This is a genomic window from Vibrio sp. 99-8-1, assembly GCF_013114595.1.
GTDB lineage: Bacteria > Pseudomonadota > Gammaproteobacteria > Enterobacterales > Vibrionaceae > Vibrio.
The window spans coordinates 94,825-121,447 of the sequence record NZ_VTXE01000014.1; the positions used below are offsets into that span (position 1 = coordinate 94,825).

Sequence of the window (26,623 nt, forward strand, 5' to 3'; positions counted from 1 at the left end):
TTTCAGCTCCTTAGTAAAGTGAATTTTTGTTATCTTCAATGTATTGCTCGTCAAGACGACCATACATTTTGTAATAAGACCAAGCAGTATAAGACAAAATGATTGGCACAAAGATCGCCGCAACACCTGTCATAATCTGCAATGTTAACTCACTAGACGTTGAGTCCCACATCGTTAGGCTGTGGCTAGGTTCCAAGCTCGACGGCATCACAAATGGGAACATAGTAAAGCCAGCGGTCAAAATCACACCTGCGACCGTTAAGCTTGAAGCAAGGAAAGCAATTCCTGACTTCTCAAAACGGCTAGCCAGTATTGCAATCAATGGCATAACCGCACCAAGCAGGGGTGCAATCCACATTAACGGATACTTCTCAAAGTTTACCATCCAAGCGCCCGCTTCACGAACCACCTCTTTGTTCAGTGGATTGGAAGCTGCCAAGGTGTCGATTTCACTTTTAATTGAGTAACCATCGATGCCTTGTAGCCAAAAACCGGCAATGACAAACAGGGCAGCGACCACGATTGCCGCAATTTGACTTACTTTACGAGCACGATCATATACCGCATCGGTTGTTTTCATTTGCAACCAGGTCGACCCCATAAGTAAGAACATCGCCAAACTGACAACACCACAAACTAGAGCAAATGGATTTAACAAGCCAAAAAATGAGCCATGATAGCTAGGCATCATTAAATCACTCAATACAAATGGCACACCTTGTAGTAGGTTACCGAATGCCACACCAAAGATAATTGGTGGAACAAACCCAGAGATACTAATCGCGATATCCCAGTTGTTGCGCCATTTTTGGTTCTCTAGCTTTGAACGGTAATCTAAACCCAATGGGCGTAACCACAATGCCGCTAGTGTGATGACCATGGCAAAGTAAAAACCAGAAAATGATGTCGCATAAACCAGAGGCCATGCTGCAAATAACGCACCGCCCGCGGTAATTAGCCACACCTGATTTCCATCCCAGTGTGGAGCGATAGAGTTAATCATAACTCGGCGTTCATTATCCGTTTTACCGATAATAGGGACCAATGCACCTACACCAAGGTCAAAACCATCAGCAATGGCAAAACCAATTAACAGAACACCCACAAGTGCCCACCAGATAAAACGTAAGACTTCGTAATCAAACATATTCTATTCTCCCTGCTTACGCTTCTACTTGTCGGTTTACGGTATCTTGAACAGAGTTGCCCTCTTGTTCAAAGTGATAACGACCAGTTTTAAGGCTACTTGGGCCTTTACGCGCAAATTTCACCATTAGATATACTTCTGCAATTAAGAACACGGTATAGAGTGCGATAATTGCAAACAGCGAGATCCATAGGTCTGTTTCCGACAGAGCAGAAACCGCGACATCTACAGGTAAAATCTCACCTACAGCCCATGGCTGACGGCCAAATTCCGCAACAAACCATCCCATTTCAATCGCAATCCAAGGAAGTGGAATGGAGAAGAACGCCGCTTTTAATACCCAAGGTTTATGTTCGATTTTTTGACGGCAGGTTTGTAAGAATGCCGCACCGAAGACAAACAACATAATAAAGCCACATGCCACCATGATTCTGAAGGACCAGAATAGTGGCCATACGGTTGGAATAGAGTCATCTACTGCCGCTTGGATCTGCTGCTCAGTAGCGTCAACCACATCATCGGTGTAGCGCTTCAATAACAGACCGTAACCGAGGTCATTTTTAACCGAATCAAACTCGTCAAGGTTCTGTTGTGACTTATCACCACCACGCAGTTTTTGTAGCAATTCATAAGCGTACATACCATTTCGTATGCGCTCTTCATGCTCAACTTTAAGCTCAGAGATACCCGCGACTTCAGTATCAAATGAACGAGTGGCGATGATACCCATAGCGTAAGGAATTTTTATGGCAAAATCGGTTTTCATTGTTTCTTGATTAGGGAACCCAAATACCGTAAATGCCGCAGGCGCTTCTTCTGTGTGCCACTCAGCTTCTATTGCTGCCAGTTTCACTTTTTGGATGTCACCCAGTTCATAACCAGATTCATCCCCTAGCACAATAACAGACAGTATTGACGCCATACCAAATGAAGCAGCAACCGCAAACGAGCGTCGGGCAAATGCGATGTCACGACCTTTTAATAGATAGTATGAGCTGATACCCAGAACAAACATGGCACCACAAGTGTATCCCGATGCTACGGTATGCACGAACTTAACCTGAGCAACAGGGTTAAGAACTAACTCCGCGAAACTGACCATTTCCATTCGCATTGATTCAAAGTTGAATTCAGCGCCAACCGGATTTTGCATCCAGCCGTTAGCCACCAATATCCACAATGCAGAAAAGTTTGAACCTAGCGCAACTAACCATGTTACCGCCAAGTGCTGCCTTTTTGACAATCGGTCCCAACCAAAGAAGAACAAACCTACAAAAGTGGATTCGAGGAAAAATGCTACGAGGGCTTCAATGGCTAGAGGGGCACCAAATATATCGCCTACATAGTGAGAATAGTAGGACCAGTTAGTACCGAATTGGAACTCCATGGTTAAGCCTGTGGCTACACCTAGAGCAAAGTTGATTCCGAATAGCTTACCCCAGAACTTGGTCATGTCCTTGTAGATCTGCTTGTCGGTCATTACGTAGAGGGACTCCATGATGGCGAGTAAAAATGCCATACCTAAAGTCAATGGAACAAATAGAAAGTGATACATCGCTGTCAATGCAAATTGTAACCGCGATAAATCCACTATGTCGATCATAGTAACTCCTTTTGTGTCGGGCTGAAGACACTAATGCTTATTGCACAAATCCGAAGCACTTTTTCGTCCAGAACGATGACAATGTAACTAAAAGGTTGCCATGTTAAAAACTTGTGCCTTTTCGGTTATTTTTTTGTTAAGTTTTAACTAATATAGCTGCAACTAATATTACTGGTAAAACCTAGCAGATTCAAAATATTTATTTTTATTTTTCGCCTTGATATACATCAATTTTTTTGATTGGCATAGAAAATAGCCGCGCACAATTTGACCACCATCAAATTATCGGCCTTTTTTATAACTTATAGGATCTAAAGAAGATTTTTTTATATCAAAAACAGAGGGGATAAAGGAGGTGAAATATAGTTAAGATATTTACTAATTTGTGATATGACTCACTTACAGCAGAGTCTGCTCACAGAGCTAGCCTATTGGGAACATGAAAACCGCTCTGCTCACGACCCGTTCGAGAAAATGAAACGAGATGAAGTAGACATAAATGGACAGCCCCTCCATTTATGTCCTTTTAGAGCTAGATTGAACGGTCAACCAAAAACTTGGGTTAGTGTTCTTCACCTTTGACCAAACCAAAGTGCAGATAAGCACGGTTTGTGGCCATTCGTCCTCTAGGGGTTCTTTGCAGGTAACCTTGTTGAATCAAGTACGGCTCTAATACATCTTCGATGGTATCTTTCTCTTCACCGATCGCCGCCGCTAGGTTATCTAGCCCCACCGGTCCACCAGAAAACTTCTCCATAATTGCCAGCAGCAGCTTTCTATCCATATAGTCAAAGCCTTGGCTATCCACATCCAACATATCTAGCGCTTTATCTGCCACATCAGCGGAGATATGGCCATCACCTTTCACTTCAGCATAATCACGCACTCTGCGTAGCAACCGGTTAGCGATCCTAGGTGTTCCGCGAGCTCGTCGTGCCACCTCTAACGCGCCTAATGGATCCATAGATAAGTTGAGGCAATTGGCACTACGTTGAACAATGTGTTGTAAGTCAGCGACTTTGTAATACTCCAACCGCTGAACAATACCGAATCTATCCCTGAGTGGAGAGGTTAAGGAGCCCGCTCTGGTTGTTGCGCCAATAAGCGTAAAAGGTGGTAAATCAATCTTAATGGAACGAGCCGCAGGGCCTTCACCAATCATGATATCCAATTGGTAATCTTCCATTGCTGGATAGAGCACTTCTTCGACCACTGGGCTAAGACGATGGATTTCATCAATAAAGAGTACGTCATTCTCTTCTAAGTTGGTGAGCAGTGCCGCAAGATCGCCCGCTTTCTCCAGTACCGGGCCAGAGGTGGTACGAATATTCACTTCCATTTCGTTAGCGACAATATTTGCTAAGGTGGTTTTACCTAGCCCTGGAGGGCCAAAAATAAGCAAATGATCGAGCGCTTCTTCTCTTTTTTGCGCCGCCTGAATAAAGATTTCCATCTGATCACGGACGTGATCCTGACCTCTATAATCCGCCAGTTTTTTAGGTCGAATCGCTCGGTCTATGACATCTTCATCTTTAAATACCGGATTATCAGGGGCAATGAGACGATCTGCTTCAATCATTTTCTATTCTCTTTTCGCTTAAACCATAGATTTTAGAGCTTCGCGGATAACAGCTTCGCTGGACATATCCGCTTTAATTACCTGCGAGACAACTTTTGATGCTTGCTGTGGTTTATAACCTAGTGCGATTAACGCACTGACTGCTTCATCTTCAGCATTATGACTAACCACATCTTGCGGCGAAGAGTCTACTGGTGCCGCATCAGTGGCAGGGGTAAACAGATCACCCGCTCCCCAGCCTTTTAACCTATCTTTCATTTCTACCACCAAACGTTCAGCGGTCTTCTTGCCTACTCCGGGAAGCTTAATCAAGGTGGAAATATCTTCTCGCTCAACACAGGAAACAAACTGCGCGGCATTCATTCCCGATAAGATGGCCAAACCCAACTTAGGACCAACACCATTTGCTTTAATGACTTCTCGAAACAGCGCTCTCTCTTTCGTGGTATTAAAACCGTATAAAAGCTGTGCATCTTCACGCACGACAAAGTGAGTGTATACAATCGCTTCTTCGCCAATTTCCGGCAATTCATAAAAGCAGCTCATCGGCATTTGTACTTCGTAACCAATGCCACTCACTTCAATAAGTAGCTCCGGTGGTTGCTTTTCAATTAAATTTCCACGAAGACGTCCAATCACAGCTAGGTTCCTTATTCGGTTATCACTTTGCAGAAGTGTATTCGATTACTGGACAAACATCCAGTATCAAGTTTGCAATTAGCTGAAGGTGCGTTTAGCGATATCGTCCTTTTTTGGCACCACTGGCTTTGCCCGCTAGCGCTATCATGGTTTTATTGGTATTGGCGTGACAAATGGCGACAGCAAGTGCGTCCGCCGCATCCGCTTGAGGCTTAGCGGGTAATTTGAGCATGCTCATCACCATGTGCTGAACTTGAGCTTTATCTGCACCACCGGTACCAACAACTGCCTGTTTGATGAGTCTTGCTGCGTACTCATAAACCGCTAAATCTGCATTGACCGCCGCCACTATGGCACTACCTCTCGCCTGACCCAACTTTAATGCAGAGTCGGCATTTTTTGCCATAAACACTTGTTCTATCGCAAATTCGTCGGGTTGGAACTGGGTAATGATTTCACTCACCCCTGCGTAAATCTGTTTTAACCTTCCCGGTAACTCTTTTTCAGAGATTCGGATACAACCGCTGCCAATATACTGCAAGTGTCGACCTTCTTGTCGTATCACCCCATATCCGGTAATGCGGGAGCCTGGATCAATACCAAGAATTATCATTTATAAGCCTATGCGATTTATCGAACGTCATTAGATTGGGAAAAAGGTGAATGATGCGACACCATGCGCAACTTTATTGATGGTGCGATTGGTTCCGTCTGACACGAGTAGCGCCATCATATCTTGCAAAATAATCATCTGGCCCAACACTCGTTCATAGCTGTAATTCGCAATGCCATTTTTGCCAATGCCATTACTTAGCAACAAGGGCTCGCCATTGTCGTACTTTTGATTATTAAGCTGCCATGACACCGTCTCAAGATTTCGGGCGCTGTTGTACAGTTTCTGCTGATCAATTTCATCAAAGATATAAAAGTCGACTTTGTGGTTGTATGAAGCGCTTAACATGCCGGTTATACCAACCATGAGGGCAAATACCCTGTCCCCTTTAAACTCTTTTGAGAAAGCCAATGGAAGCACATCTACGCCATCCATGTTACCCAGCTCAAGATAGCCATTTTTGGGGCGGTCCACGGTCATTATCTGCGCCAAACGCGCATCGATGGTCATTCCGGAGCTCTTCTTCAACTCTCTCGGATTTCGTTTATACAGCTTAACCGTTAAAGTTCTTAGCAGCTCTCGCAACTGCTTAATATGAACATCGGTAACCAGATCAATGTCCGATTTAGCTAAGTTTTTAATATCGAACGAGTTCTCTTTATCAGCACAAGCGGTCAGAACCAACACCAACAGTGTTATTACTACATAACGCATCAACTCCTCCCTGCTTATCTTTGCCCCATTGAGCCTTTCTGGTTAATCAGTAACTTAACCCAATGGGTATGACTAACATTATTTTACCCAACGACAAATATTAATCAAAAAAAAGCTAGGTAATACCTAGCTTTTCATTGGCCGATTGCGTACTAACGCGGCTATTTTTCTTCTTTTGCTAACTTCACTGCGATCGCTAGCTCTTCTAAAGCAGCAGGATTAGCAAGGCTAGGTGCATCCGTTAACAAACAAGCGGCTGCGGTAGTTTTCGGGAAGGCAATAACATCACGGATGTTCTCTGTTCCACAAAGTAGCATTACAAGACGATCCAGACCAAATGCCAATCCAGCATGTGGAGGTGTGCCGAACTTAAGCGCATCCAGTAGGAAACCAAACTTCAATCTTTGCTCTGATTCATCAATACCTAAGATGTCGAATACTGTTGATTGCATTTCAGCGTTATGAATACGAACAGAACCACCACCTACTTCGTAGCCGTTTATAACCATGTCGTAAGCATTTGAGTTCGCTTTTGCAGGATCCGCTTTAAGCTCTTCAGCGCTCACACCTAGTGGCGATGTAAATGGGTGGTGCATAGCATGAAGATTACCTTCATCGTCTTCTTCAAACATTGGGAAGTCAACGACCCACAATGGTTTCCATGAAGCCAAATCGGTAATTTCAAGGTCAAGCCCCACTTTTAGACGCAGTGCGCCCATTGCTTCCGCTACCACATTGGCTTTATCTGCACCAAATAGGATGATATCGCCAGAAGTTGCACCTGTACGCTCAAGTAATCCCTTGATAACGTCTTCAGACAAGAACTTAGCCACTGGAGATTGAATGCCTTCCATGCCAGCATCAATATCGTTAACTTTCATCCACGCCAAACCTTTAGCGCCATAAATGCCAACATATTTGCCGTACTCATCAATCTGTTTGCGCGTTAGCTTGGCACCGCCAGGAACACACAGCACAGCAACTCGACCTTTTTCATCATTAGCAGGGCCAGAGAATACTTTAAACTCAACGTCTTTAACCAAGTCAGCGACGTCGATCAATTCTAATGGGTTACGCAAATCGGGTTTGTCAGAGCCATAGCGACGAATCGCTTCTGCAAACGGCATCACAGGGAACTGACCTAAATCCACATTGAGTAGCTCTTGCCACATCTCTGTTACCATTCTTTCTGTCACGTCACGAACTTGGTCCGCCGACATAAAAGAGGTTTCGATATCGATTTGAGTAAATTCAGGTTGACGATCTGCGCGCAGATCTTCATCACGGAAACATTTAACAATTTGGTAGTAACGATCAAATCCTGACATCATTAACAGCTGTTTAAATAGCTGAGGTGACTGAGGTAAAGCGTAAAAACTGCCTTTATGAACACGGCTCGGTACCAGATAGTCACGCGCCCCTTCCGGCGTTGCTTTGGTCAGTACTGGAGTTTCAATATCTAAAAAGTCATTCGAATCTAAGAAACGACGAACAAAGCTAGATGCTTTAGCACGCAATTTAATTCGGTCGCTCATTTCTAAACGACGTAAATCTAAATAACGATACTTAAGACGCTGCTCTTCAGAGTTGTTTTGGTTAAAGTCCAATGGCAACGGCTCTGAGCGGTTAATAATTTCTAGCCCTTTGGCGAGAACTTCCACTTCCCCTGTCGCCATATCTTTGTTGATTTGGCTGTCTGGGCGAGCGCGAACTTCACCGGTAAACTTGATGCAGAATTCGTTTCTTAGTTGGTTAGCAACTTCAAATACGTCTTTCATATCTGGGTCTACCACTACCTGAACGATACCTTCACGATCTCGCATATCAACAAAGATAAGACCGCCTAAGTCGCGACGACGATTAACCCAACCGCAAAGTTCTACAGTTTGTCCCACAAGGGACTTGTTCAGGTGACCACAATACTGGGTACGCATAATGAAATTCCCAATCTAAAAATAGTTAGCTAAATGACGACAGCCTAGGCTGCCAACGCAAACCCACATTTATACTCGGAATACGTTCTAAAATCGACCTTTAGTGTGACTTTTTATTGCAAATCATCAAAGCTTGATTCCATTAGCTTATAAATTCATCACTTTTGACGATTTTTCTCCCTATTTCCGGCTTGTGTCACTCCCCTAATCCACCGCTTTTGTCATCGACTGCCACCAGAAATTATCCGACAGATGACACAGCGACGTTTTTTACTTAAAATACGCCACCGTTTTTCTTCAATTTGTGGCAAGGCCAACCATCCATGAGCAATCCAGACGATATATTTTCTTCTCCAATAGATAATATTGGCAATTTCGCTTTCGACGAGCGAGTGGTAGAAGTTTTTCCCGATATGATTCAACGGTCAGTTCCGGGATACAGTAATATTATCTCTGCCATTGGTATGCTGGCTGAGCGATTTGTTAAGCCAAATAGTAATATTTATGATCTTGGCTGTTCGCTTGGTGCGGCCACACTTTCTATGCGCCGTAGCATTCATCAGGAAGGGTGTAAGATCATCTCCATTGATAACTCCAATGCCATGGTCGAACGCTGCAAACTGCACGTCAATGCTTATCGCTCGGATACGCCAGTAGAGGTTATTGAAGCTGATATTCGTAACGTTACCATTGAAAACGCCAGTATGGTTGTGCTGAATTTCACTCTTCAGTTTTTGTCTCCAGAAGATAGACAGAGCTTACTAGAGAAAATCTTCCAAGGATTACGTCCTGGCGGCATTTTGATTCTGTCAGAAAAATATGTTTTCGAAAATAACAAAGCAAATGAGCTATTAGTCGATTTACATCATGATTTTAAACGGGCAAATGGCTATAGCGAACTAGAGATAAGCCAAAAGCGCAGTGCGATAGAGAACGTGTTGATCCCGGACTCCATCTCACAACATAAAGAGAGGCTAACAAATATCGGCTTTTCCAGCGTAGAACTCTGGTTCCAATGTTTTAATTTCGGCTCGATGTTCGCCATCAAATAGGCAGAACAAATACTCTTTGTTGCGATAACTTTTTTAATTATTTTTTACTCCATAACGGGCATAACATGTTCAATTTTGCTAATTTTTTTCAACTCATAGCTCAAGACGCAAATTTACAACCTTGGCTAAATACTCTCCCTCAGCAACTTACGGATTGGCAAAATGCGGATCATGGTGATTTTGATCGATGGCTAAAAGCTTTAAAGAAAATTCCGGCGGACAAACCAGATAATATCGAGTTAGCCTCATCGGTTACCCTATCCAATAACCAAGCTTTACCTGACGGACAGCGCAAGAAGTTAGAGAATTTATTACAAACCTTCCACCCGTGGCGTAAAGGGCCCTATTCTGTCCACGATATTTCAATCGATACCGAATGGCGCTCTGATTGGAAATGGGACCGAGTTCTTCCGCATATCTCCCCTTTGAAAAATCGTGCCGTACTGGATGTTGGCTGCGGTAATGGCTACCACATGTGGCGAATGCTAGGAGAACAAGCTCGTCTCTGTGTCGGTATAGATCCTTCTCATCTATTTTTAATGCAGTTTGAAGCCATCAGAAAGCTGATGGGGAATGATCAACGAGCTCATCTACTGCCCCTAGGTATAGAACAACTTCCTGAACTAAAAGCGTTTGATACCGTATTTAGTATGGGCGTTCTCTATCATCGTCGTTCTCCTCTCGACCATATTATTCAATTAAAGAACCAACTCGTGTCTGGTGGTGAGTTGGTGCTGGAAACATTAGTGATAGAGGGAGATGAAAACGCGGTACTGGTTCCTGTCGACAGATATGCTCAAATGAGAAATGTTTATTTCTTCCCATCGGCAAAAGCGTTAAAAGTGTGGCTAGAAAAATGTGGTTTTGTCGATGTAAAAATCGTCGATGAAAATGTCACCACAACCGGAGAGCAGAGAACCACGGAATGGATGAAGCACAACTCCTTGCCGGACTACTTAGATCCAAATGACAGCAGTAAAACAATTGAGGGTTATCCTGCCCCAAGACGAGCAATACTGATTGCCAGCAATCCATAGATAGCGGTTGAACGGCTCCCGAGCTAACGCTGATTTAGCTATCATATTGAAACTATGACCAAATGCTGACATTGGGGTGCTTCTCGCACCCCTTTTTGTTGGTTAAACTCTGCAACTTATAAACCATTGAGGACAACAAAGGCTAATGCGACAACTTGCCATCCCATTTCTGTTGGTTGCTTTACTTTCTGGCTGTGTAACCACATCCAATCAGCAACAACAGCTGCAAACTGCAATTACTCAATCAGAACAAAATATAAAACAGAAAATCTCTAAACTAGAACAGCAGGTCAACAGTCAAAACCAGCATTTAGAGACATTAGAAAATCAGTTTTCGCAACTCAAAGAGAGTGTTGAGACAAATTCTGACATTAACAGACGCGGTCAGGCTCCCTATAGCAATAACGTGACCATCAATAATCTTTCTCAAGGCGCTATCAGCCAAGAAGGATTATTGCTACTTGGTGAAATTGAAACGGTAGAGATAGATAACATTCCACAACTGTTTGATGCTCGAGTCGACACCGGTGCGGAAACATCTTCCCTAAATGCCGTCGATATTCAGCATTTTGAACGAGATGGTAATAAATGGGTCAAATTTCATCTTCTTGATAAAAATACCAATAAAAACGAAGAGATATGGATAGAAGCACCAGTTATACGGTACGCAAAAGTTCGTCAATCCAGTTCTGACTCTGCAGAAAGGCGAGCTGTGGTTGAATTATGGGTAAAAGTCGGAAAAATTCATGAAAAAGCGCAATTTACGCTGGCAGATCGCTCGCAAATGAGCCACGCTATTCTACTGGGAAGAGAATTTATAAAAGACATCGCTTTAGTGGATGTCAGCAAAAAATACCTTCAGTCCGTTAAAAAACAAAAATAGATTTATACTCAAATAACCTCAAGGTGCGCTCCCAAAGGGCAAGTAGTACTGACTGCTAAACAAGCACCTTGAGTGTACTTAGTAAATAAGGATAGTTATGACTTCTAGAATTCCTTTTTATTTTCTTATCGCAATGCTCCTTGTCGCTGGTGTAGCGCTCAGTGTATTACGACACCAAGATTACGGGGTTCCATGGACACCAGGAGAAAAACGTCAGGTTTGGGATATTGAGGCTCGTATTGAATTTAATGGTATTGGAGAGCCCGCAAAAGTTTCTTTGGCCGCGCCAAATACACAACCTGGTTACTCTTTAATCAATGAATCAGCCTCTTCTCCCGGTTATGGTGTCGCTTACCTATCAACCGATACCGGTCGTCGAGCTGAATGGTCTATTCGCTACGCAAATGGCCCACAAACCATCTACTATAAAACCCAATTTTTAGCCGATGAACAAGCGAAAGTAGAGCCGATTCCTCCCTCTGATGAAGAGATCGTTAAGCCTACCTTTGATGGCCCACAAGAGACGGCAGCGAACTCCATAATTGAAAAGGCGTCACAACGCTCGGCAGATAGCATTACCTTTACACGGGAACTGATTAAGGTTCTTAACGACTCCGACAGCCAAAATGCCTCATTGCTACTCGATAGTTCCAGTAAAGCAAAAACAACCTCTCGCCTGTTATCTTATGCAGATATTGCAAATAAAATGGTTGGCGTGGTCTATTTAGAGGATGGCCGCCGTAGACAAAGCATCACTCAAATGATTCAAGTATGGGATGGCAAAGAGTGGGTTTTATTTGATGCCGAATCCGGCACTCAAGGAAAAGCGGAAGACGCGTTAGTTTGGGACGAATCTAATGTTTCGTTACTCGATGTGATTGGTGGCAAGAACAGTCAGGTTCACTTCTCTATGATTGCTCAGGAGATCTCTCCTCAAGCCGCGACTCAAAACAAAATTGACGCTGAAAACCTAATTAATTTCTCCATTCATAGCTTGCCGCTAGAAGAACAAGCCATGTTTAAGACCATCATGCTGATCCCAATAGGGGCGCTGATCGTGGTTTTCCTAAGAGTAATTATCGGATTAAAAACGTCGGGAACCTTTATGCCGGTCCTGATTGCGGTTGCTTTTGTTCAAACACAGCTAGTTACTGGTATTGTCGGCTTTTTGCTTATTGTCGGGACAGGGTTAATTATTCGAAGTTATCTGTCTAAATTGAACCTGTTGTTAGTGGCAAGGATATCGGCGGTGATCATTACGGTAATCTTGATTATTTCCGTATTTACTATTGTGGCATTCCGTATTGGATTAACCGAAGGATTAAGTATTACTTTCTTCCCTATGATTATTCTCTCTTGGACCATTGAGCGCATGTCCATTCTATGGGAAGAAGAAGGGGCGAAAGAGGTCTTTATTCAAGGCGGCGGCTCTTTATTGACCGCTGTTATCGTCTACCTTGCCATGACAAGTAGTTTTGTTCAGCACCTGACCTTCAACTTTATCGGTGTTCAACTTATCGTATTAGCGGCGATTTTGGCACTGGGTAATTACACAGGCTACCGTTTAACCGAGCTACGTCGATTTAAGCCTTTGGCGGAGGACTAACATTATGTTACGACGTCTAACTTCGCCAACAAAGTTGAAAGACAAAGGCATCATGGGGATGAATAAGCGAAATCACAGTTATATCGGCCGATATAATGATCGCTCAAAATACCCTCTTGTCGATGATAAGTTAAAAACCAAAGTCATTGCAGAACAAGCGGGGGCAACGGTGCCAAAACTGATTGGCGTCATTAGTCACCAAGCAGAAGTCAAACGCATTCACGCTATGGTAAAACAGTGGCCGGGTTTTGTGATTAAACCGGCGCAAGGCAGTGGTGGCAAAGGGATACTGGTGGTGATATCTCATCAAGATGGTATATATACAAAACCATCGGGAGCTACCATAAATGAACAAGATGTAGAACGCCATATCAGTAACACTTTGGCAGGGCTGTTTTCCCTTGGAGGGAAAAACGATGTGGCTGTTGTTGAAAATCTCATTAAGTTTGATCCATGCTTTGAAGGCTTTAGCTTTGAAGGGGTTCCCGATGTGCGAATCATCGTCTTTAAAGGCTATCCGGTAATGGCAATGATGCGACTGTCCACCTCGGCCTCCGACGGTAAAGCAAACCTCCACCAAGGAGCCGTTGGTGTGGGTATTGATATTGCTACAGGCAAAGCTGTCCGCGCAGTGCAATTTGATCTGCCTATTGAGCAACATCCTGACACAGGTAAAAACCTACTTGAGCTACAAGTTCCTCATTGGCAAAGGCTTCTTACCCTTGCATCCAGTGCTTGGGAGATGACAGGGTTAGGCTATATGGGCACAGATATGGTGCTGGACGAAGAAGAGGGCCCAATGGTATTGGAACTGAATGCCAGACCCGGGCTTGCGATTCAAATAGCTAACGGCAGCGGACTATTACCGAGATTACAGCACATAGAGAATTTGGGCATACCTGCCGAGTACCCAAAACCCGAAGAACGGGTCGCCTATGCTGCACAGCAGTTTGGCATCTAATTACGCAGGAAATAGTCACGCAGAAAATAGTCTCGTAAAAAAAGAGTCAGGCTTATCAAGCCTGACTCTTTTTAAATGATTTAAGCTAATTTCAAGCTCACCAAGAGTTTCTCCTCAGCGAGCGTTATTTACCTAACGCTTCTTTATAGTGCTGACGGCAAACAGAAACATATCTATCGTTACCACCAATCGCCACCTGATCGCCCTCAGAGATAGGGGTGCCATTTTCGTCAGTACGAATAACCATATTGGCTTTTCGCCCACAATGACAGATGGTTTTTAGCTCGATCAACTTATCTGCCCATGACAACAGATACTGACTTCCTTCGAAAAGCTCACCTAAAAAGTCGGTACGCAATCCATAACACAGCACAGGAATATTAAGTTTATCGACCACTTCCGTTAGTTGATACACTTGAGTTTTAGATAAAAACTGACATTCATCAACCAAAATACAGTGACGCTTCTCTTGCTTATGCAACGCCTCTATCTCTTGATATAGGTCGGTCTCTTCGCCATACAATTGCGCATCAGATTGTAGGCCAATTCTTGAACTCACTTTACCAATGCCAAAACGATCATCCAGTGCCGCAGTAAATATGACTGGGTTCATACCACGCTCTTGGTAGTTAAATGATGATTGCAGTAGTGTTGTCGACTTACCCGCATTCATTGACGAGTAATAGAAATACATTTGTGCCATGGGTTAACCTCGTCTCCATGTTGTTCCTTGCGGACCATCTTCCAGTACAATTCCCATCTCAGTTAGCTTGTTACGTGCTAAATCTGCGTTGGCCCAATCTTTAGAAGCTCGAGAATCGTTTCTTAGTTTAATTAAGGCTTCAATTTCAGCAACTTCATCTGTGCCGCTCTCGCCACCTTGCAAAAACATCTCTGGGTCTTGATGCAAAATACCAATGACATCGGCAAGCTCGCGCATAAGTGAACCAAGTTTTGATGCCAATTCAATATCTTCATTTTTCAGGCGATTAATTTCACGCGCCATATCAAACAGCACCGAATAAGCCTCTGGCGTATTGAAGTCATCATTCATCGCTTCACTAAATCGGCGGACATACTGTTCGTCGCCTGCCGCTTCAGCACTCATATCTAAACCACGAAGTGAAGTGTAAAGACGCTCTAATGACGCACGAGCTTGGTTCAAGTTCTCTTCACTGTAGTTTAGTTGACTGCGGTAATGACCGGACATCAAGAAATAACGCACCGTTTCTGCATCGTAATGTTGTAATACGTCGCGAATCGTAAAGAAGTTGCCTAATGACTTAGACATTTTTTCTCTATCTACCATCACCATTCCGCTGTGCATCCATGTATTTACATACGGAGTATCGTGTGCGCAGCAAGATTGAGCGATTTCATTTTCATGATGTGGGAACTGGAGATCAGAGCCACCACCATGAATATCGAAATGGTCTCCTAAAATAGAGGAGTTCATGGCAGAACATTCAATATGCCAACCTGGTCGGCCTGGTCCCCAAGGAGATTCCCAAGTTGGCTCTCCCGGTTTCGACATTTTCCAAACAACAAAATCTAGTGGGCTGCGTTTTGCATTGTCTACATCGACACGAGCGCCCGCCTGCAACTGCTCCAGATCTTGCTTAGAGAGTTTTCCGTACTGTTCAAACGTGCTTACTTCGAACATGACGTCGCCATTGTCTGCAACGTAAGCGAAGCCTTTTTCGATAAGCTTCTCAACCAGATCAATAATTTCAGCAATAAAATGTGTGGCTCTTGGCTCAACATCAGGACGTTTCATATTAAGTGCATCAAAATCTTGATACATATCCTGAATGAGTCGTTCCGTCAGAGAGTCACAACTTTCGCCATTTTCTGCCGCACGTTTAATTATCTTGTCATCAATATCGGTGATATTTCGCACAAACGTTAGGTCATAACCTAAAAAACGCAGATAACGAGAAATTACATCAAATGAAACAAATGTACGACCATGGCCAATGTGACAGAGATCATAAATGGTTACCCCACACACATACATGCCCACTTTTCCAGCGGTGATGGGTTTAAATTCCTCTTTTTGTCGGGTAAGCGTGTTATATATCTTCAGCATGATCTCATCTAATTTAAATTGGCTTAATACAGAGCGAGAGTATAACAATTCCCACAGAATTAGGTAATAGTTGTCTTATCAATCCATTGAATTTAATGAGGGTGTTGATTGTCTGCCAACTTCCGCTAGAATTCGCAGTTCAGATCTAACACATTAGAAAGGTAAATATCATGATCATCCTTCACACAAACTTTGGTGACATCAAAGTACAACTAAACGAAGAGAAAGCTCCAGAAACAAGTGCAAACTTCTTACAGTACTGCCGCGACGGCTTTTACAACGATACTCTGTTTCACCGTGTTATTGATGGTTTCATGGTTCAAGGCGGTGGAATGACATCAGGGCTGAAAGAGAAAACGTCTCGTGCAGCGATCAAAAACGAAGCAAACAATGGCCTAAGCAATAAAGTAGGCACATTGGCAATGGCTCGTACTATGGAACCACATTCTGCTAGCTCTCAGTTCTTTATTAACGTCAATGACAATACTTTCCTAGATTTTAAATCTGAAAGTATGGATGGTTGGGGTTACTGTGTATTCGCTGAAGTTGTTGACGGTATGGATGTTGTTAACAAGATTAAAGCGGTTAGCACCGGTTCAATGGGTATGCACCAAGACGTGCCTCTTGAAGAAGTAATTATTACTGGCACTACTATCGAAGAATAAGTGATACTAGGGGGCATTAGCCCCCTATTTTAAAATTATGACAACACTATTTATTTCTGACCTTCACCTCTCCCCTTCTCGACCTGACATTAGCGACTGCTTTTTCTCTTTTATGGAGAATGAGGCTATTCATGCCGATGCCCTTTATGTACTCGGTGATCTGTTTGAATTCTGGATTGGTGATGACGACAACAGTTCATTTAATCAAGCCATCAAAAACGCATTTAAACAACTTGCGGATAAAGGCGTTCCTTGCTTTTTCATTCAAGGAAATCGAGATTTTTTAATCGGTAAACGGTTTGCCTTAGAAAGCGCCATGACACTACTACCCGAAGTGTCCATTATTGATTTATATGGTAAAAAAGCGATGATCATGCACGGCGATACCTTGTGCATTGACGACCATAAATATCAAGCATACAGAGAAAAAGTGCATCTGCCTTGGTTACAGTTTTTGTATAACCGCTTGCCTCTTTTTATAAAAAAGAAAATAGTGTCAAAAATTCAAAGTGACATAGGCGAAGATAAGAAAGAAAAATCGTTAGAGATAATGGATGTGAATCAGCAAGAAGTTGAACGCATCATGGATCAATATGGCGTTGATCTGCTTATACATGGGCACACTCACCGACCTGATATACACAATTTTGTCAGCACAAATGGTCATAAGCAACGAATCGTATTGGGAGACTGGTATCAGCAAGGATCTATCTTGTCATTCTCTTCAGCTGAATCCTATCAGTTGACGCATAAAGAGTTTGCTAACTAGATTTGTTACAAATTCGATCTAATTCCTGTTATATATTGAAAAAAGACGTATTATTAATAAATGGTCTATTTGTTTACACTAATTTTACATATTTCCTGTTCAACAAACATAAAGATCAAGAAAACATACGTTAATACCATTGGTACTGTATAAGGCGATAAATCTAAACCTGTATGAATTACTCTTATGTTGCGCGTCAGCCCATACTCGATAGAGAGAAAAAAACCATTGCTTATGAGTTGCTATTTCGAGACGGTCCTAAAAACACCTTCCCTGAAGTAGAACCTGAGCTGGCAACCAATAGGCTGCTTTCTGAGCAGTTCTTGGGTACCGAATACAGTTCTATCGGCGATAAGCTTGGTTTCGTCAACTTCCCCTATCAAAGTTTGATTAATCAAATCCCGACCTTATTCCCTAAAGAAAAAATTGTGGTTGAAGTGCTGGAAGATTGCGCTCCCACCGATGAGTTGCTGGATGCCATAAAAAAACTGCATCAGCTAGGCTATACTCTTGCTCTGGATGACTTTATCCCTAGCCCAGAATGGAAACGTTTTTTACCTTTTATCCACCTTATTAAGTTTGATATTCGCATTATTTCTATCGCCAAAGCCGCTACGTTTATCCAGCGTCTAAAAGAGAGCAAAATAGAGTTTCTTGCTGAAAAAGTAGAGACTTATGAGGAATATCAAGAAGCAATTGGGGCTGGTTTTCACTATTTCCAAGGTTACTTTTTTAGTAAGCCTGAAGTATTGCAACAGAAAGCGTTATCTCCCTCTTTCTTGACAGTTATTCAGCTCTGTAAAGCCATCGCCTCTGATGATGTTGATTACAGTGATGTGGAGCGAATCATCTCTTCAGATGTCTCGCTATCATACAAGCTGTTACGCCACGTAAACTCTTCATCGCAAATTAGCTCAGATATTAAGTCATTTCGCCAAGCTCTTGCCTATATGGGTGAGCAAAAACTGAGAAAATTTGTCTCTCTGGTTGCGATTGCGTCCACTCAAGAGTCAAAACCTGAATCTCTGTACAGTTTGTCGATACAGCGTGCCAGATTCAGTGAATTGATCGCTAGCTACTCGGATAAGCCCAGCTATAAGAGCCAAGCTTTTTTAACCGGGATCTTTTCTCTACTTGATTCTCTATTGGATCAATCCATTGAAACGGTTATTGAATCTATACCTATCGACAACGAGATCAAGACCGCATTGCTTACACAGCAAGGACATTTAGGTCAGGTTTTGAGTATCGCGATTGCTTATGAAAAAGCGGATTGGGCGGAGGTTACGCGTTTAAGCGATGTTTTACATATTAGCACTGAGCAATTAGCACAAAGCTACATTGATTCAACAAACTGGACAGAAGAGTTATTCGCCTCTACGTCCTGAAATCTGTTGACCGTTCCCGTACATTTTTGCAGTGTAATGAGTCGCTGACATAAAATAACTATGCTACTCTCCTCATGCCTTGCTCAAAACGCTTTTAGATTGAACAAACATTGTATTTGAAAATCAACAGACCCTATATTTTTCTACTTGGAACTCCATATGTCTCATTGCCCATGCGGTAGTCGATTAAATTATGCCGACTGTTGTCAACCTATTCACCTGAATCACCACGAGGCTACAGAGCCCGAACAATTAATGCGAGCGAGGTTTTCTGCTCATAAACTAAAGCTCATCGATTTTGTGGTAGCAACATATCACCCCAGCTGTCATGCCGAGAATGAGCGACAAGGAATAGCAGAGTCTATCAACCTAGATTGGCAGCGGTTAGAGATTGTTGATGCACCAACCGCTTCAGAAGAACAAGGGTGGGTCGAATTTAAAGCTTACGTTAATGATGACGATGGTGAGCACTGCATGCACGAACGCTCTCGTTTTATTAAAGAAAATAGCTTGTGGTACTATCTTGATGGCACATTTCCACAGCAAGCCGTAACAAAAAAAGTGGCTCGAAATGAACCTTGCCCATGTGCTAGCGGAAAAAAATATAAGAAGTGTTGTGGAAAATAGAACCGCAGGTTAAAAGATACATTGTGTATACATTCTTGCCGTAGAATGACGATGCCTTCAAATCAGTGCTTTGTTCAGCAGCCAATACATTCTCGCTGAACAAAGCACTTTGAGGTCACTTGAGTATAAACAGACCGTGGATTCATCTATTTACACAATGTCATTGCCTAACGTCAACGAAAGTTACTTATGTCGTTCCTTAAGCTTATTAATCACGTCATTCATTGATAGCCCTTGGTCTTGCAACAGCACCAACAAGTGATAGATAAGGTCCGCGGATTCACAGACCAATTCTGCTTTGTCGCCAGATGTTGCAGCAAGTGCAACTTCTACCCCCTCTTCCCCCACTTTTTGCGAGATACGCTTCGTTCCACGTCCATACAAACTTGCAGTATAGGAAGACTCTGGATCGGCATCTTTACGCGAGGCGAGTAGATTTTCTAACTGAGCCAGCCAAACTAGCTGTGAAGCTTCTTGATTATCCGCATCAAAACAGGTCGTGGTACCAGTGTGACACGTTGGACCAATCGGATTAGCCAAAACCAACAAGGTGTCATTGTCACAATCCAGCGAAATGTTCTTCAGTTGCAAGACATTGCCTGATGTCTCGCCTTTAGTCCATAGCCTCTGCTTGCTTCTAGAAAAGAAGGTAACTTGCTCTGTTTCCATGGTTTTTTGTAGTGCTTCAGGGCTCATGTAGCCCAACATAAGCACCTGACTTGATGTGAAGTCCTGCACAATGGCCGGCACCAATCCTTCTACTTTTTTCCAGTCTATTCGGTCAGTAATACTTTTGTTCTCTAACCCGTTGCTCATAGTCGAATCTCCACACCTTTCGATTTAAGGTACTGTTTAAGTTCGCCAATATTGATCACTTGTTTATGAAAAACAGAGGCCGCTAATGCCCCATCAACATTGGTTTTTTTATAGGCTTGCTCAAAATGCTCCATTGCACCCGCGCCACCCGACGCGATAAGAGGAACATGGCAAACTTCTCGCACCATATTGAGTTGCTCTAAATCGTATCCATTTCGAACACCATCTTGGTTCATCATGTTGAGTACAATCTCACCAGCACCCCGCTTTTGGACCTCTTTCACCCAATCGCTAGTTTGCCATTGTGTCGCTTTGGTGCGTGACTCATCTCCCGTAAACTGATAAACCTGATACTTTCCTGTCTCTTTATCAAAGTAAGAGTCAATGCCCACAACGATACACTGCACACCAAACTTATCGGCTAAATCAGTAATTAACTGAGGATTGGCAAGTGCAGGAGAGTTGATGGAGACTTTGTCTGCGCCAAACTGCAAAATACGCGCTGCATCTTCCGCAGATTTGATGCCTCCAGCTACACAGAATGGTATATCAATAACTTCTGCGACACGAGCTACCCAGCTTTTATCTACAACTCGACCATCAGATGACGCGGTAATATCGTAGAAAACCAGCTCATCGGCGCCTTCTTCAGCATAACGCTGGGCAAGTGGCACAATGTCACCAATAATTTCATGGTTACGAAATTGTACCCCTTTTACCACCTGACCATCTCTAACGTCTAAGCAAGGTATTATTCGCTTTGCCAACATTGAAATGCCTCCTCTGCGGTGAATTTACCATCTAGTAGCGCACGACCGACAATAACACCCGCGACACCACTTCCTTTTAATGCTTCTATATCTTGTAGCGAACCGATACCGCCTGATGATTGGAATTGAACCTGTGGATATTGAGCGCATAAATCAACGTAGAGCTCAACGTTGGAACCTTCAAGAGTGCCGTCTCGTGAAATATCGGTACATAACACGTGGGTAAGTCCGACAGTGAGATAATCATCAATCAATGACTCAATTGTCACCCCTGAATCTTCCTGCCAGCCTGAGATGGCCACCTTTCTCACACCATCAGCATCAATATTAATGTCTAAAGCCAGCACGATTTTCTCTGCGCCATACTTTGTCATCCAACTTTTTACCAGCTCTGGTTGCTTAACTGCGGTAGAGCCAATAACGACACGCTGCGCGCCAGCCTCTAGTAAGTCTGCTACATCTTTCTCAGAGCGAACGCCGCCACCTATCTGCACATTTGCAGGCGTGCTAGCCAGTATTGTTGCAATTAAGTCTAGCTGGCGAGCTGAGGTGTCTTTTGCTCCGGTTAAATCCACTAAATGCAGCCAGTTCGCGCCAGCTTGATGATATAAATTGAACTGTTCTGCTGGTTCTACTTTGTACTCTGTTACTTGTCCGTAATCTCCTTGAAATAATCGGACAACTTGACCTTCAATTAAATCGAGTGCGGGAATAATCACAATAACGTCCTTTTATAATTGTAAGAAGTTTTGAATAAGGCGAGAGCCTGCTTTGGAGGAACGTTCTGGGTGGAACTGAACGCCATAATAGTTGCCGCTCTGTATCGCCGCAGAGAAAGACTCTCCATAACGACATTCAGCGATGGTGTAATCGCCGATAGGCATGGCAAAACTATGCACAAAGTAAAAATACTCCCCTTTTTCAATACCTTTGAATAGAGGATGATTATTAATGGCTTCTACGGTGTTCCATCCCATGTGAGGTAGAGGCAAATCATCGGTTTGCATCTGCTGTACCTCACCATCACAAAGATTTAAACAAGGCACGACATCTTGTTCTGTTGAACCTTTCTCTTGTGAAAGCTTTCCAAGTAACTGCATACCTAAACAGATTCCAAGTAGCGGCTTTTCTACTTTCTTAACCAGTTCAACAAGGCCTCGTTGCTCAAGGTTTTTCATCGCCTCGCTTGCTGTTCCCACACCGGGAAGAAACAGTTTATCCGCCGCCAGAACAACTTCCGCATCCTTAGAAATCACCACCGAGTAGCCAAGCCTTTCAATCGCAAATTTTACTGACGAAACATTGGCACATCCGGTATCTATGATAACGACTTTTGCACTCATTACAGTACTCCTTTACTGCTAGGGAGCTCGTTCCCTTCAACTCTTATTGCTTGACGCAACGTACGACCAAAGGCTTTAAACAGACTTTCGATAATGTGGTGGTCATTATCACCTGTTGAAGATAAGTGCAGCGTACAAGCTAGAGTGTCCGTTAAAGAGCGGAAGAAGTGTTCCACCATTTCAGTTGACAGGTCCCCTACGATGTCACGGCTAAAACGGGCGTCAAATTTTAAATAAGGTCGTCCAGAAAGATCTAACGCGCACTGAGCCAAACACTCATCCATTGGCAAACTGAAACCAAAACGCCCTATACCTCTCTTGTCACCCAAAGCTTCTTTTAGCGCTTGTCCCAATGCTAAAGCTGTATCTTCAACAGAGTGGTGATCATCAATATGCAGATCCCCATCTACATTTACTTGTAGCTGGAAAGCGCCATGTGTCGCGATCTGATCCAACATGTGGTCAAAAAAACCTAAACCGGTGGAGATACTGTTTCCACCTTGAACATCCAGATTAACGGCCACTCGGATATCGGTCTCTTTGGTGGTTCGCACCACTTCTGCTGTTCGCTCTTTGACCGTTAGCTGACGAAGAATCTGCTGCCAGTTCATGGTCTCAGGGTGGTACTGGATACCACGAATAGCCATATTTTCCGCGAGCTGAAGATCCGTTTGTCGGTCACCAATGACCGCCGATGTTTTAAAGTCTACTTTGCCACTTTGCAGATAATCCTTCACCATACCCAGTTTGGGTTTCCGGCAACTGCAGTTGTCCTCTTCAAAGTGAGGACAGATAAGAACATCATCAAACTTCACCCCCTGCGACTCAAATATCTCCATCATCATCTGATGTGGTGCATCAAAGTCGTCTTGCGGATAACTCTCTGTCCCTAGACCATCTTGGTTAGTGACCATGACCAAGCGATAACCGGCGTCTTGTAACGCAAGTAAACTTGGAATGACATTGGGTTCAAGTTTGAGTTTGTCTAAACGGTCCACTTGGAAATCAACTGGCGGCTCAACAATAAGCGTACCGTCTCTATCGATAAATAATATTTTTTGCTGATTGCTCACTGTACTGTCCTTATTACGATTCTTTTCCATTACAATTCTTAGCCGACTAACATGCTTCGTATAAATGAAAGGGTTTTATCACACTCTTCACGACTGCCCACACTAATACGAACACAATTCTCAATCGGTGAATTTCTTAAGATAATTCCGTTATCCCACGCGGCTTTGAATAGAGCATCACCATCACTAAATTTAACCAGCAGATAATTGCCCCATGCCGGATAAACACGTACGCCACTAATCTCTTCAAGCTGCTGTTGCAAATATTCTCTATTAGCATTTAATTGAGACACTTGATCAATGGCTCTGGTGAGTCCTTGTCCTGTTAGTGCTTGTACCGCTATATCAACCACCGGGATCGGTACAGGGTATGGCGCGATAACCTTCTGCAAAACTTCTATAATTGATTGATTAGCCAGAGTAAAACCACATCTCAACCCTGCTAATGCAAACGCTTTAGACAAGGTTCTTAATATGGCTAAGTTTTGGTAACGCTCCAGCAAGCCCTTGCTTGAGGCCTCTGGACAAAAATCAATATACGCTTCATCCATAACGACAATGGCCTTATCTTTGGTCATTTCAAGTAAAGCAATAATGTCGTTTGCATCAATCAAGTTGCCGGTAGGATTGTTTGGGCTACAAACAAAGATAAGTTTTACTGAATCAAGCTGCTGTTCAATGGCATCTAGATTTAGCTGCCACTCAGAGGTTAACGGTACAATTTTTCTTTCTACGCCTATGGTTTCCGCACTAATGGCGTACATACCATATGTTGGAGGACAAAATAAGATCGCGTCCTCTTCGGGCTCACAATAGGCACGAATTAACAACTCTATCCCTTCATCCGCCCCTCTGGTGGTCAATACCTGATTCTGTTGCACTGCTGCATAGTTGGCGTACGCCTCTATCAATGGCTTCGGCTGACACTCACCATATCTATTCAAGCCGGATAAATCAGCGTTGTATACATTGTCAAAAGGAGATTCATTGGCGTTTAACCAGACATCACCAGACCCTCCTATTCGCCGAGCAGAGAGATATGGCGTTAGTTGCTGAACTTGCTTACGAGCTAAACGTTCCATCAGTTAGCTCCTTTCTCTAGTGCTTCCGAACGGCCTAATGCTTCCATACGAATCGTAACCGCACGTTTATGTGCATCTAACCCTTCCGCTTCTGCCATAGTAACCACTGTAGAGGCCAGCCCCTTAAGACCATCCGATGACAACTCTTGAACCGTCATTCGTTTACTGAAGTCTGCCAAGCCTAAACTCGAATAGGTACGTGTATAACCATAAGTTGGCAATACATGGTTAGTTCCAGACGCATAGTCGCCAGCTGACTCTGGTGACCAGTCACCAAGGAAAATAGAACCTGCATTATCTAGCAGAGGCAATAACTCTCGCGGCGCACGCGTCTGCACAATAAGGTGCTCTGGCCCATAAAAGTTTGAAATGGAGATACATTGAGTAAGGGACTCGGCAATAACAATGATACTTGAACCAAGCGCTTGCTGAGCAATATCCCCTCTCGATAGCTCTTTTAACTGAGCGTTTACTGCATCAGCCACTTTATCCGCAATCACTTCAGAGGGTGTTAACAGCACCACTTGAGAATCTGGGCCGTGCTCAGCTTGGCTAAGCAGATCGGCGGCTACAAACTCAGGATTAGCGTACTCATCGGCAATAACCAACACTTCTGATGGACCGGCAGGCATATCAATTGCTGCACCACGAAAATCATTACTGACTTGACGCTTAGCTTCGGTCACATAGGCATTACCCGGACCAAATATTTTCTCTACTTTGGAGACCGTTTCAGTACCATACGCCATAGCGGCAATCGCTTGGCCACCGCCAACATTGTAAACTTCATCAATATTACACAGCTTCGCAACGTATAAGATTTCATCGGCTATGGGGGGCGGAGAACAGAGAACGACTTTTCTACAGCCTGCGATTTGCGCCGGTACACCTAGCATTAATACCGTTGACGGTAACGGAGCACTGCCGCCAGGAATGTATAATCCTACTTTATTTATTGGCCGGGTTACTTGCTCACATACCACACCTGGTTGAGTCTCTACTTTTAAAGGCTGTGGCTTTTGTGCTTTATGAAACACTGAGATATTCTTGTACGCTTGCTCTAACGCTTGCTTCATCTCATCAGACAGACGCTGTGATGCTTCATCAATATCCTGCTGAGTCACTCGAATAGAGTCTGGTCGAATACCATCAAACTTTTCCGTTAACTCTAGTAATCCAGCATCGCCTTCTGTCGTTACTTTCTCGATAACAGCGCTAACCGCAGAGGTGATATTCGCCCCTTCCGCTATTGCCGGTCGTTCAAGTACAGACTCTTGCTGAGATTCACTTAATGATTGCCAAACAACAGTTTTCATTTTTTACTCCATCATTTTTTCGATAGGTAAAACCAGTATGGAACTTGCGCCTAACTCTTTGAGTTGCTCCATCGTTTCCCAGAACAGATTCTCTGTACTAACTAAGTGAACCGCGACTCGGTTTTTTTCCGCAGACAATGGCAGTACCGTTGGGTCTTCCGCGCCAGGAAGAAGCTGTTTTACTTGCTCTAGTTTGTCAGCTGGAGCGTGCAACATTATGTACTTAGACTCTTTAGCCTGAATCACACCCTGCATACGGGTGAGAATTTTATTGATCAGCGCCTGTTTCTCATCATCAAATTCACCGGCGCGTTGAATCAAAGTGGCTTTAGAACGGAATATCACTTCCGCTTCTTTTAAGCCATTCGCTTCCAGCGTTGCCCCTGTTGAAACCAAGTCAGCGATGGCATCTGCTAACCCTGCTCTAGGCGCAACTTCTACCGAGCCCGTTAACATACAAGTACTAAAGTCGACGCCTTGCTCATCCATAAACGCTTTTAATAGGTGTGGATAGGTAGTGGCAATTCGTTTGCCGGCGAGATCCTGAGGGCCGTTATATACTTCATCTTTATCGATAGCGATAGACAGTCGACAACCACCAAAATCTAAACGACGCAGTGCGACAAAATCATTTGGTTCGTTGAGGGCGATTCTGTCTAAACGTACTTCTTCTAGTTCATTTTCACCAATGAAGCCCATGTCGACAACACCATCCATAACTAAGCCGGGAATGTCATCATCGCGTACAAGCAATAGATCCAGTGGCATGTTCTCAACGTGAACCACTAGACGCTCTCCCATTAAACTAAACTGAGCACCACATTTTTTTAGTAGGTCTTGACACTCTTTACTTAAGCGTCCTTTTTTTTGAATGGCGATTCTTAATCTTTGTGCTTGCATAATTGCTAATCCCTGTC

General features: G+C 43.5%; 26 protein-coding genes. 9 read left to right on the plus strand and 17 right to left on the minus strand.

Annotated elements, in window-relative coordinates; genetic code table 11:
• Positions 1 to 10 precede the first annotated feature (10 nt).
• The 7 genes from cydB to aspS all read right to left on the minus strand — a co-directional run bounded on the left by cydB (position 11) and on the right by aspS (position 8,229).
• Complete coding sequence (gene cydB, locus F0227_RS09860) at positions 11 to 1,147, minus strand: cytochrome d ubiquinol oxidase subunit II (RefSeq protein WP_171753024.1); 1,137 nt, start codon at positions 1,145 to 1,147, stop codon at positions 11 to 13.
• A 16-nt stretch (positions 1,148 to 1,163) separates the two neighbouring features.
• The gene (cydA, locus tag F0227_RS09865; RefSeq protein WP_171753025.1) at positions 1,164 to 2,750 is read right to left on the minus strand and encodes a cytochrome ubiquinol oxidase subunit I; all 1,587 of its coding nucleotides are present in this window, start codon (positions 2,748 to 2,750) and stop codon (positions 1,164 to 1,166) included.
• 562 nt (positions 2,751 to 3,312) lie between these two features.
• A complete protein-coding gene (ruvB, locus tag F0227_RS09870) occupies positions 3,313 to 4,329 on the minus strand; it encodes a Holliday junction branch migration DNA helicase RuvB (RefSeq protein ID WP_171753026.1) in 1,017 nt (338 codons plus the stop codon).
• An 18-nt stretch (positions 4,330 to 4,347) separates the two neighbouring features.
• Positions 4,348 to 4,968 carry a Holliday junction branch migration protein RuvA gene (gene ruvA / locus F0227_RS09875; RefSeq protein ID WP_171753027.1) on the minus strand — a complete coding sequence of 207 codons (621 nt, stop codon included), beginning with the start codon at positions 4,966 to 4,968 and terminating at the stop codon, positions 4,348 to 4,350.
• Between the two features lie 94 nt (positions 4,969 to 5,062).
• Positions 5,063 to 5,581, minus strand: a complete 519-nt coding sequence (gene ruvC, locus F0227_RS09880) for a crossover junction endodeoxyribonuclease RuvC (RefSeq protein WP_171753028.1) — start codon at positions 5,579 to 5,581, stop codon at positions 5,063 to 5,065.
• 30 nt (positions 5,582 to 5,611) lie between these two features.
• Positions 5,612 to 6,295, minus strand: coding sequence for a hypothetical protein (locus F0227_RS09885; RefSeq protein ID WP_171753029.1), 684 nt, complete (start codon positions 6,293 to 6,295; stop codon positions 5,612 to 5,614).
• Positions 6,296 to 6,456: 161 nt separating this feature from the next.
• Positions 6,457 to 8,229: an aspartate--tRNA ligase gene (aspS, locus tag F0227_RS09890; protein WP_171753030.1), complete on the minus strand. Its 1,773-nt coding sequence runs from the start codon at positions 8,227 to 8,229 to the stop codon at positions 6,457 to 6,459.
• A gap of 323 nt (positions 8,230 to 8,552) precedes the next feature.
• Between aspS and cmoA the strand changes: the two genes are divergently transcribed.
• The 5 genes from cmoA to F0227_RS09915 all read left to right on the plus strand — a co-directional run bounded on the left by cmoA (position 8,553) and on the right by F0227_RS09915 (position 13,768).
• Positions 8,553 to 9,281: a carboxy-S-adenosyl-L-methionine synthase CmoA gene (gene cmoA, locus F0227_RS09895; RefSeq protein ID WP_171753031.1), complete on the plus strand. Its 729-nt coding sequence runs from the start codon at positions 8,553 to 8,555 to the stop codon at positions 9,279 to 9,281.
• Positions 9,282 to 9,346: 65 nt separating this feature from the next.
• Entirely contained in the window at positions 9,347 to 10,318 is a 972-nt protein-coding gene (gene cmoB, locus F0227_RS09900) for a tRNA 5-methoxyuridine(34)/uridine 5-oxyacetic acid(34) synthase CmoB (protein ID WP_171753032.1), read from the plus strand.
• A gap of 145 nt (positions 10,319 to 10,463) precedes the next feature.
• Positions 10,464 to 11,201, plus strand: a complete 738-nt coding sequence (locus F0227_RS09905; RefSeq protein WP_171753033.1) for an ATP-dependent zinc protease — start codon at positions 10,464 to 10,466, stop codon at positions 11,199 to 11,201.
• A 97-nt stretch (positions 11,202 to 11,298) separates the two neighbouring features.
• On the plus strand, positions 11,299 to 12,807 hold the full coding sequence (locus F0227_RS09910) for an inactive transglutaminase family protein (RefSeq protein WP_171753034.1): 1,509 nt from the start codon (positions 11,299 to 11,301) through the stop codon (positions 12,805 to 12,807).
• 4 nt (positions 12,808 to 12,811) lie between these two features.
• Entirely contained in the window at positions 12,812 to 13,768 is a 957-nt protein-coding gene (locus tag F0227_RS09915) for an alpha-L-glutamate ligase-like protein (RefSeq protein ID WP_171753035.1), read from the plus strand.
• Between the two features lie 124 nt (positions 13,769 to 13,892).
• Here the strand turns inward: F0227_RS09915 and F0227_RS09920 are convergent, their stop codons facing one another.
• Both F0227_RS09920 and cysS read right to left on the minus strand, forming a co-directional pair.
• Positions 13,893 to 14,471 (minus strand): thymidine kinase, encoded by a 579-nt coding sequence (locus tag F0227_RS09920; RefSeq protein ID WP_171753036.1) that lies wholly within the window; start codon positions 14,469 to 14,471, stop codon positions 13,893 to 13,895.
• Between the two features lie 3 nt (positions 14,472 to 14,474).
• Positions 14,475 to 15,857 carry a cysteine--tRNA ligase gene (gene cysS, locus F0227_RS09925; RefSeq protein ID WP_171753037.1) on the minus strand — a complete coding sequence of 461 codons (1,383 nt, stop codon included), beginning with the start codon at positions 15,855 to 15,857 and terminating at the stop codon, positions 14,475 to 14,477.
• Positions 15,858 to 16,027: 170 nt separating this feature from the next.
• Here cysS and F0227_RS09930 point away from each other — a divergent pair, with 170 nt between their 5' ends.
• The 4 genes from F0227_RS09930 (at position 16,028) to F0227_RS09945 (ending at position 19,306) form a co-directional block, all read left to right on the plus strand.
• On the plus strand, positions 16,028 to 16,522 hold the full coding sequence (locus tag F0227_RS09930; RefSeq protein WP_171753038.1) for a peptidylprolyl isomerase: 495 nt from the start codon (positions 16,028 to 16,030) through the stop codon (positions 16,520 to 16,522).
• Between the two features lie 37 nt (positions 16,523 to 16,559).
• Positions 16,560 to 17,291: a UDP-2,3-diacylglucosamine diphosphatase gene (lpxH, locus tag F0227_RS09935; RefSeq protein ID WP_171753039.1), complete on the plus strand. Its 732-nt coding sequence runs from the start codon at positions 16,560 to 16,562 to the stop codon at positions 17,289 to 17,291.
• A gap of 173 nt (positions 17,292 to 17,464) precedes the next feature.
• The gene (locus F0227_RS09940) at positions 17,465 to 18,679 is read left to right on the plus strand and encodes an HDOD domain-containing protein (protein WP_171753040.1); all 1,215 of its coding nucleotides are present in this window, start codon (positions 17,465 to 17,467) and stop codon (positions 18,677 to 18,679) included.
• A gap of 159 nt (positions 18,680 to 18,838) precedes the next feature.
• Positions 18,839 to 19,306, plus strand: a complete 468-nt coding sequence (locus tag F0227_RS09945; protein ID WP_171753041.1) for a YchJ family protein — start codon at positions 18,839 to 18,841, stop codon at positions 19,304 to 19,306.
• Between the two features lie 183 nt (positions 19,307 to 19,489).
• Here F0227_RS09945 and hisIE read toward each other — a convergent pair whose 3' ends face one another.
• Genes hisIE through hisG form a run of 8 tightly spaced genes read right to left on the minus strand, consistent with a single transcriptional unit; the run spans position 19,490 to position 26,606 of the window.
• The gene (gene hisIE / locus F0227_RS09950) at positions 19,490 to 20,122 is read right to left on the minus strand and encodes a bifunctional phosphoribosyl-AMP cyclohydrolase/phosphoribosyl-ATP diphosphatase HisIE (protein ID WP_171753042.1); all 633 of its coding nucleotides are present in this window, start codon (positions 20,120 to 20,122) and stop codon (positions 19,490 to 19,492) included.
• On the minus strand, positions 20,119 to 20,892 hold the full coding sequence (hisF, locus tag F0227_RS09955) for an imidazole glycerol phosphate synthase subunit HisF (protein ID WP_171753043.1): 774 nt from the start codon (positions 20,890 to 20,892) through the stop codon (positions 20,119 to 20,121). Before hisF ends, hisIE begins: the two co-directional genes overlap by 4 nt.
• Positions 20,874 to 21,611, minus strand: a complete 738-nt coding sequence (hisA, locus tag F0227_RS09960) for a 1-(5-phosphoribosyl)-5-[(5-phosphoribosylamino)methylideneamino]imidazole-4-carboxamide isomerase (RefSeq protein ID WP_171753044.1) — start codon at positions 21,609 to 21,611, stop codon at positions 20,874 to 20,876. The genes hisF and hisA overlap by 19 nt, the downstream gene beginning before the upstream one ends.
• Positions 21,612 to 21,623: 12 nt before the next feature.
• Positions 21,624 to 22,235: an imidazole glycerol phosphate synthase subunit HisH gene (gene hisH / locus F0227_RS09965; protein ID WP_171753045.1), complete on the minus strand. Its 612-nt coding sequence runs from the start codon at positions 22,233 to 22,235 to the stop codon at positions 21,624 to 21,626.
• Complete coding sequence (gene hisB / locus F0227_RS09970; RefSeq protein WP_171753061.1) at positions 22,235 to 23,308, minus strand: bifunctional histidinol-phosphatase/imidazoleglycerol-phosphate dehydratase HisB; 1,074 nt, start codon at positions 23,306 to 23,308, stop codon at positions 22,235 to 22,237. Before hisB ends, hisH begins: the two co-directional genes overlap by 1 nt.
• 38 nt (positions 23,309 to 23,346) lie before the next feature.
• On the minus strand, positions 23,347 to 24,390 hold the full coding sequence (hisC, locus tag F0227_RS09975) for a histidinol-phosphate transaminase (protein ID WP_171753046.1): 1,044 nt from the start codon (positions 24,388 to 24,390) through the stop codon (positions 23,347 to 23,349).
• Positions 24,390 to 25,706 carry a histidinol dehydrogenase gene (hisD, locus tag F0227_RS09980; protein ID WP_171753047.1) on the minus strand — a complete coding sequence of 439 codons (1,317 nt, stop codon included), beginning with the start codon at positions 25,704 to 25,706 and terminating at the stop codon, positions 24,390 to 24,392. The genes hisC and hisD overlap by 1 nt, the downstream gene beginning before the upstream one ends.
• A 3-nt stretch (positions 25,707 to 25,709) precedes the next feature.
• Positions 25,710 to 26,606: an ATP phosphoribosyltransferase gene (gene hisG / locus F0227_RS09985; RefSeq protein WP_171753048.1), complete on the minus strand. Its 897-nt coding sequence runs from the start codon at positions 26,604 to 26,606 to the stop codon at positions 25,710 to 25,712.
• Positions 26,607 to 26,623: the final 17 nt, after the last annotated feature.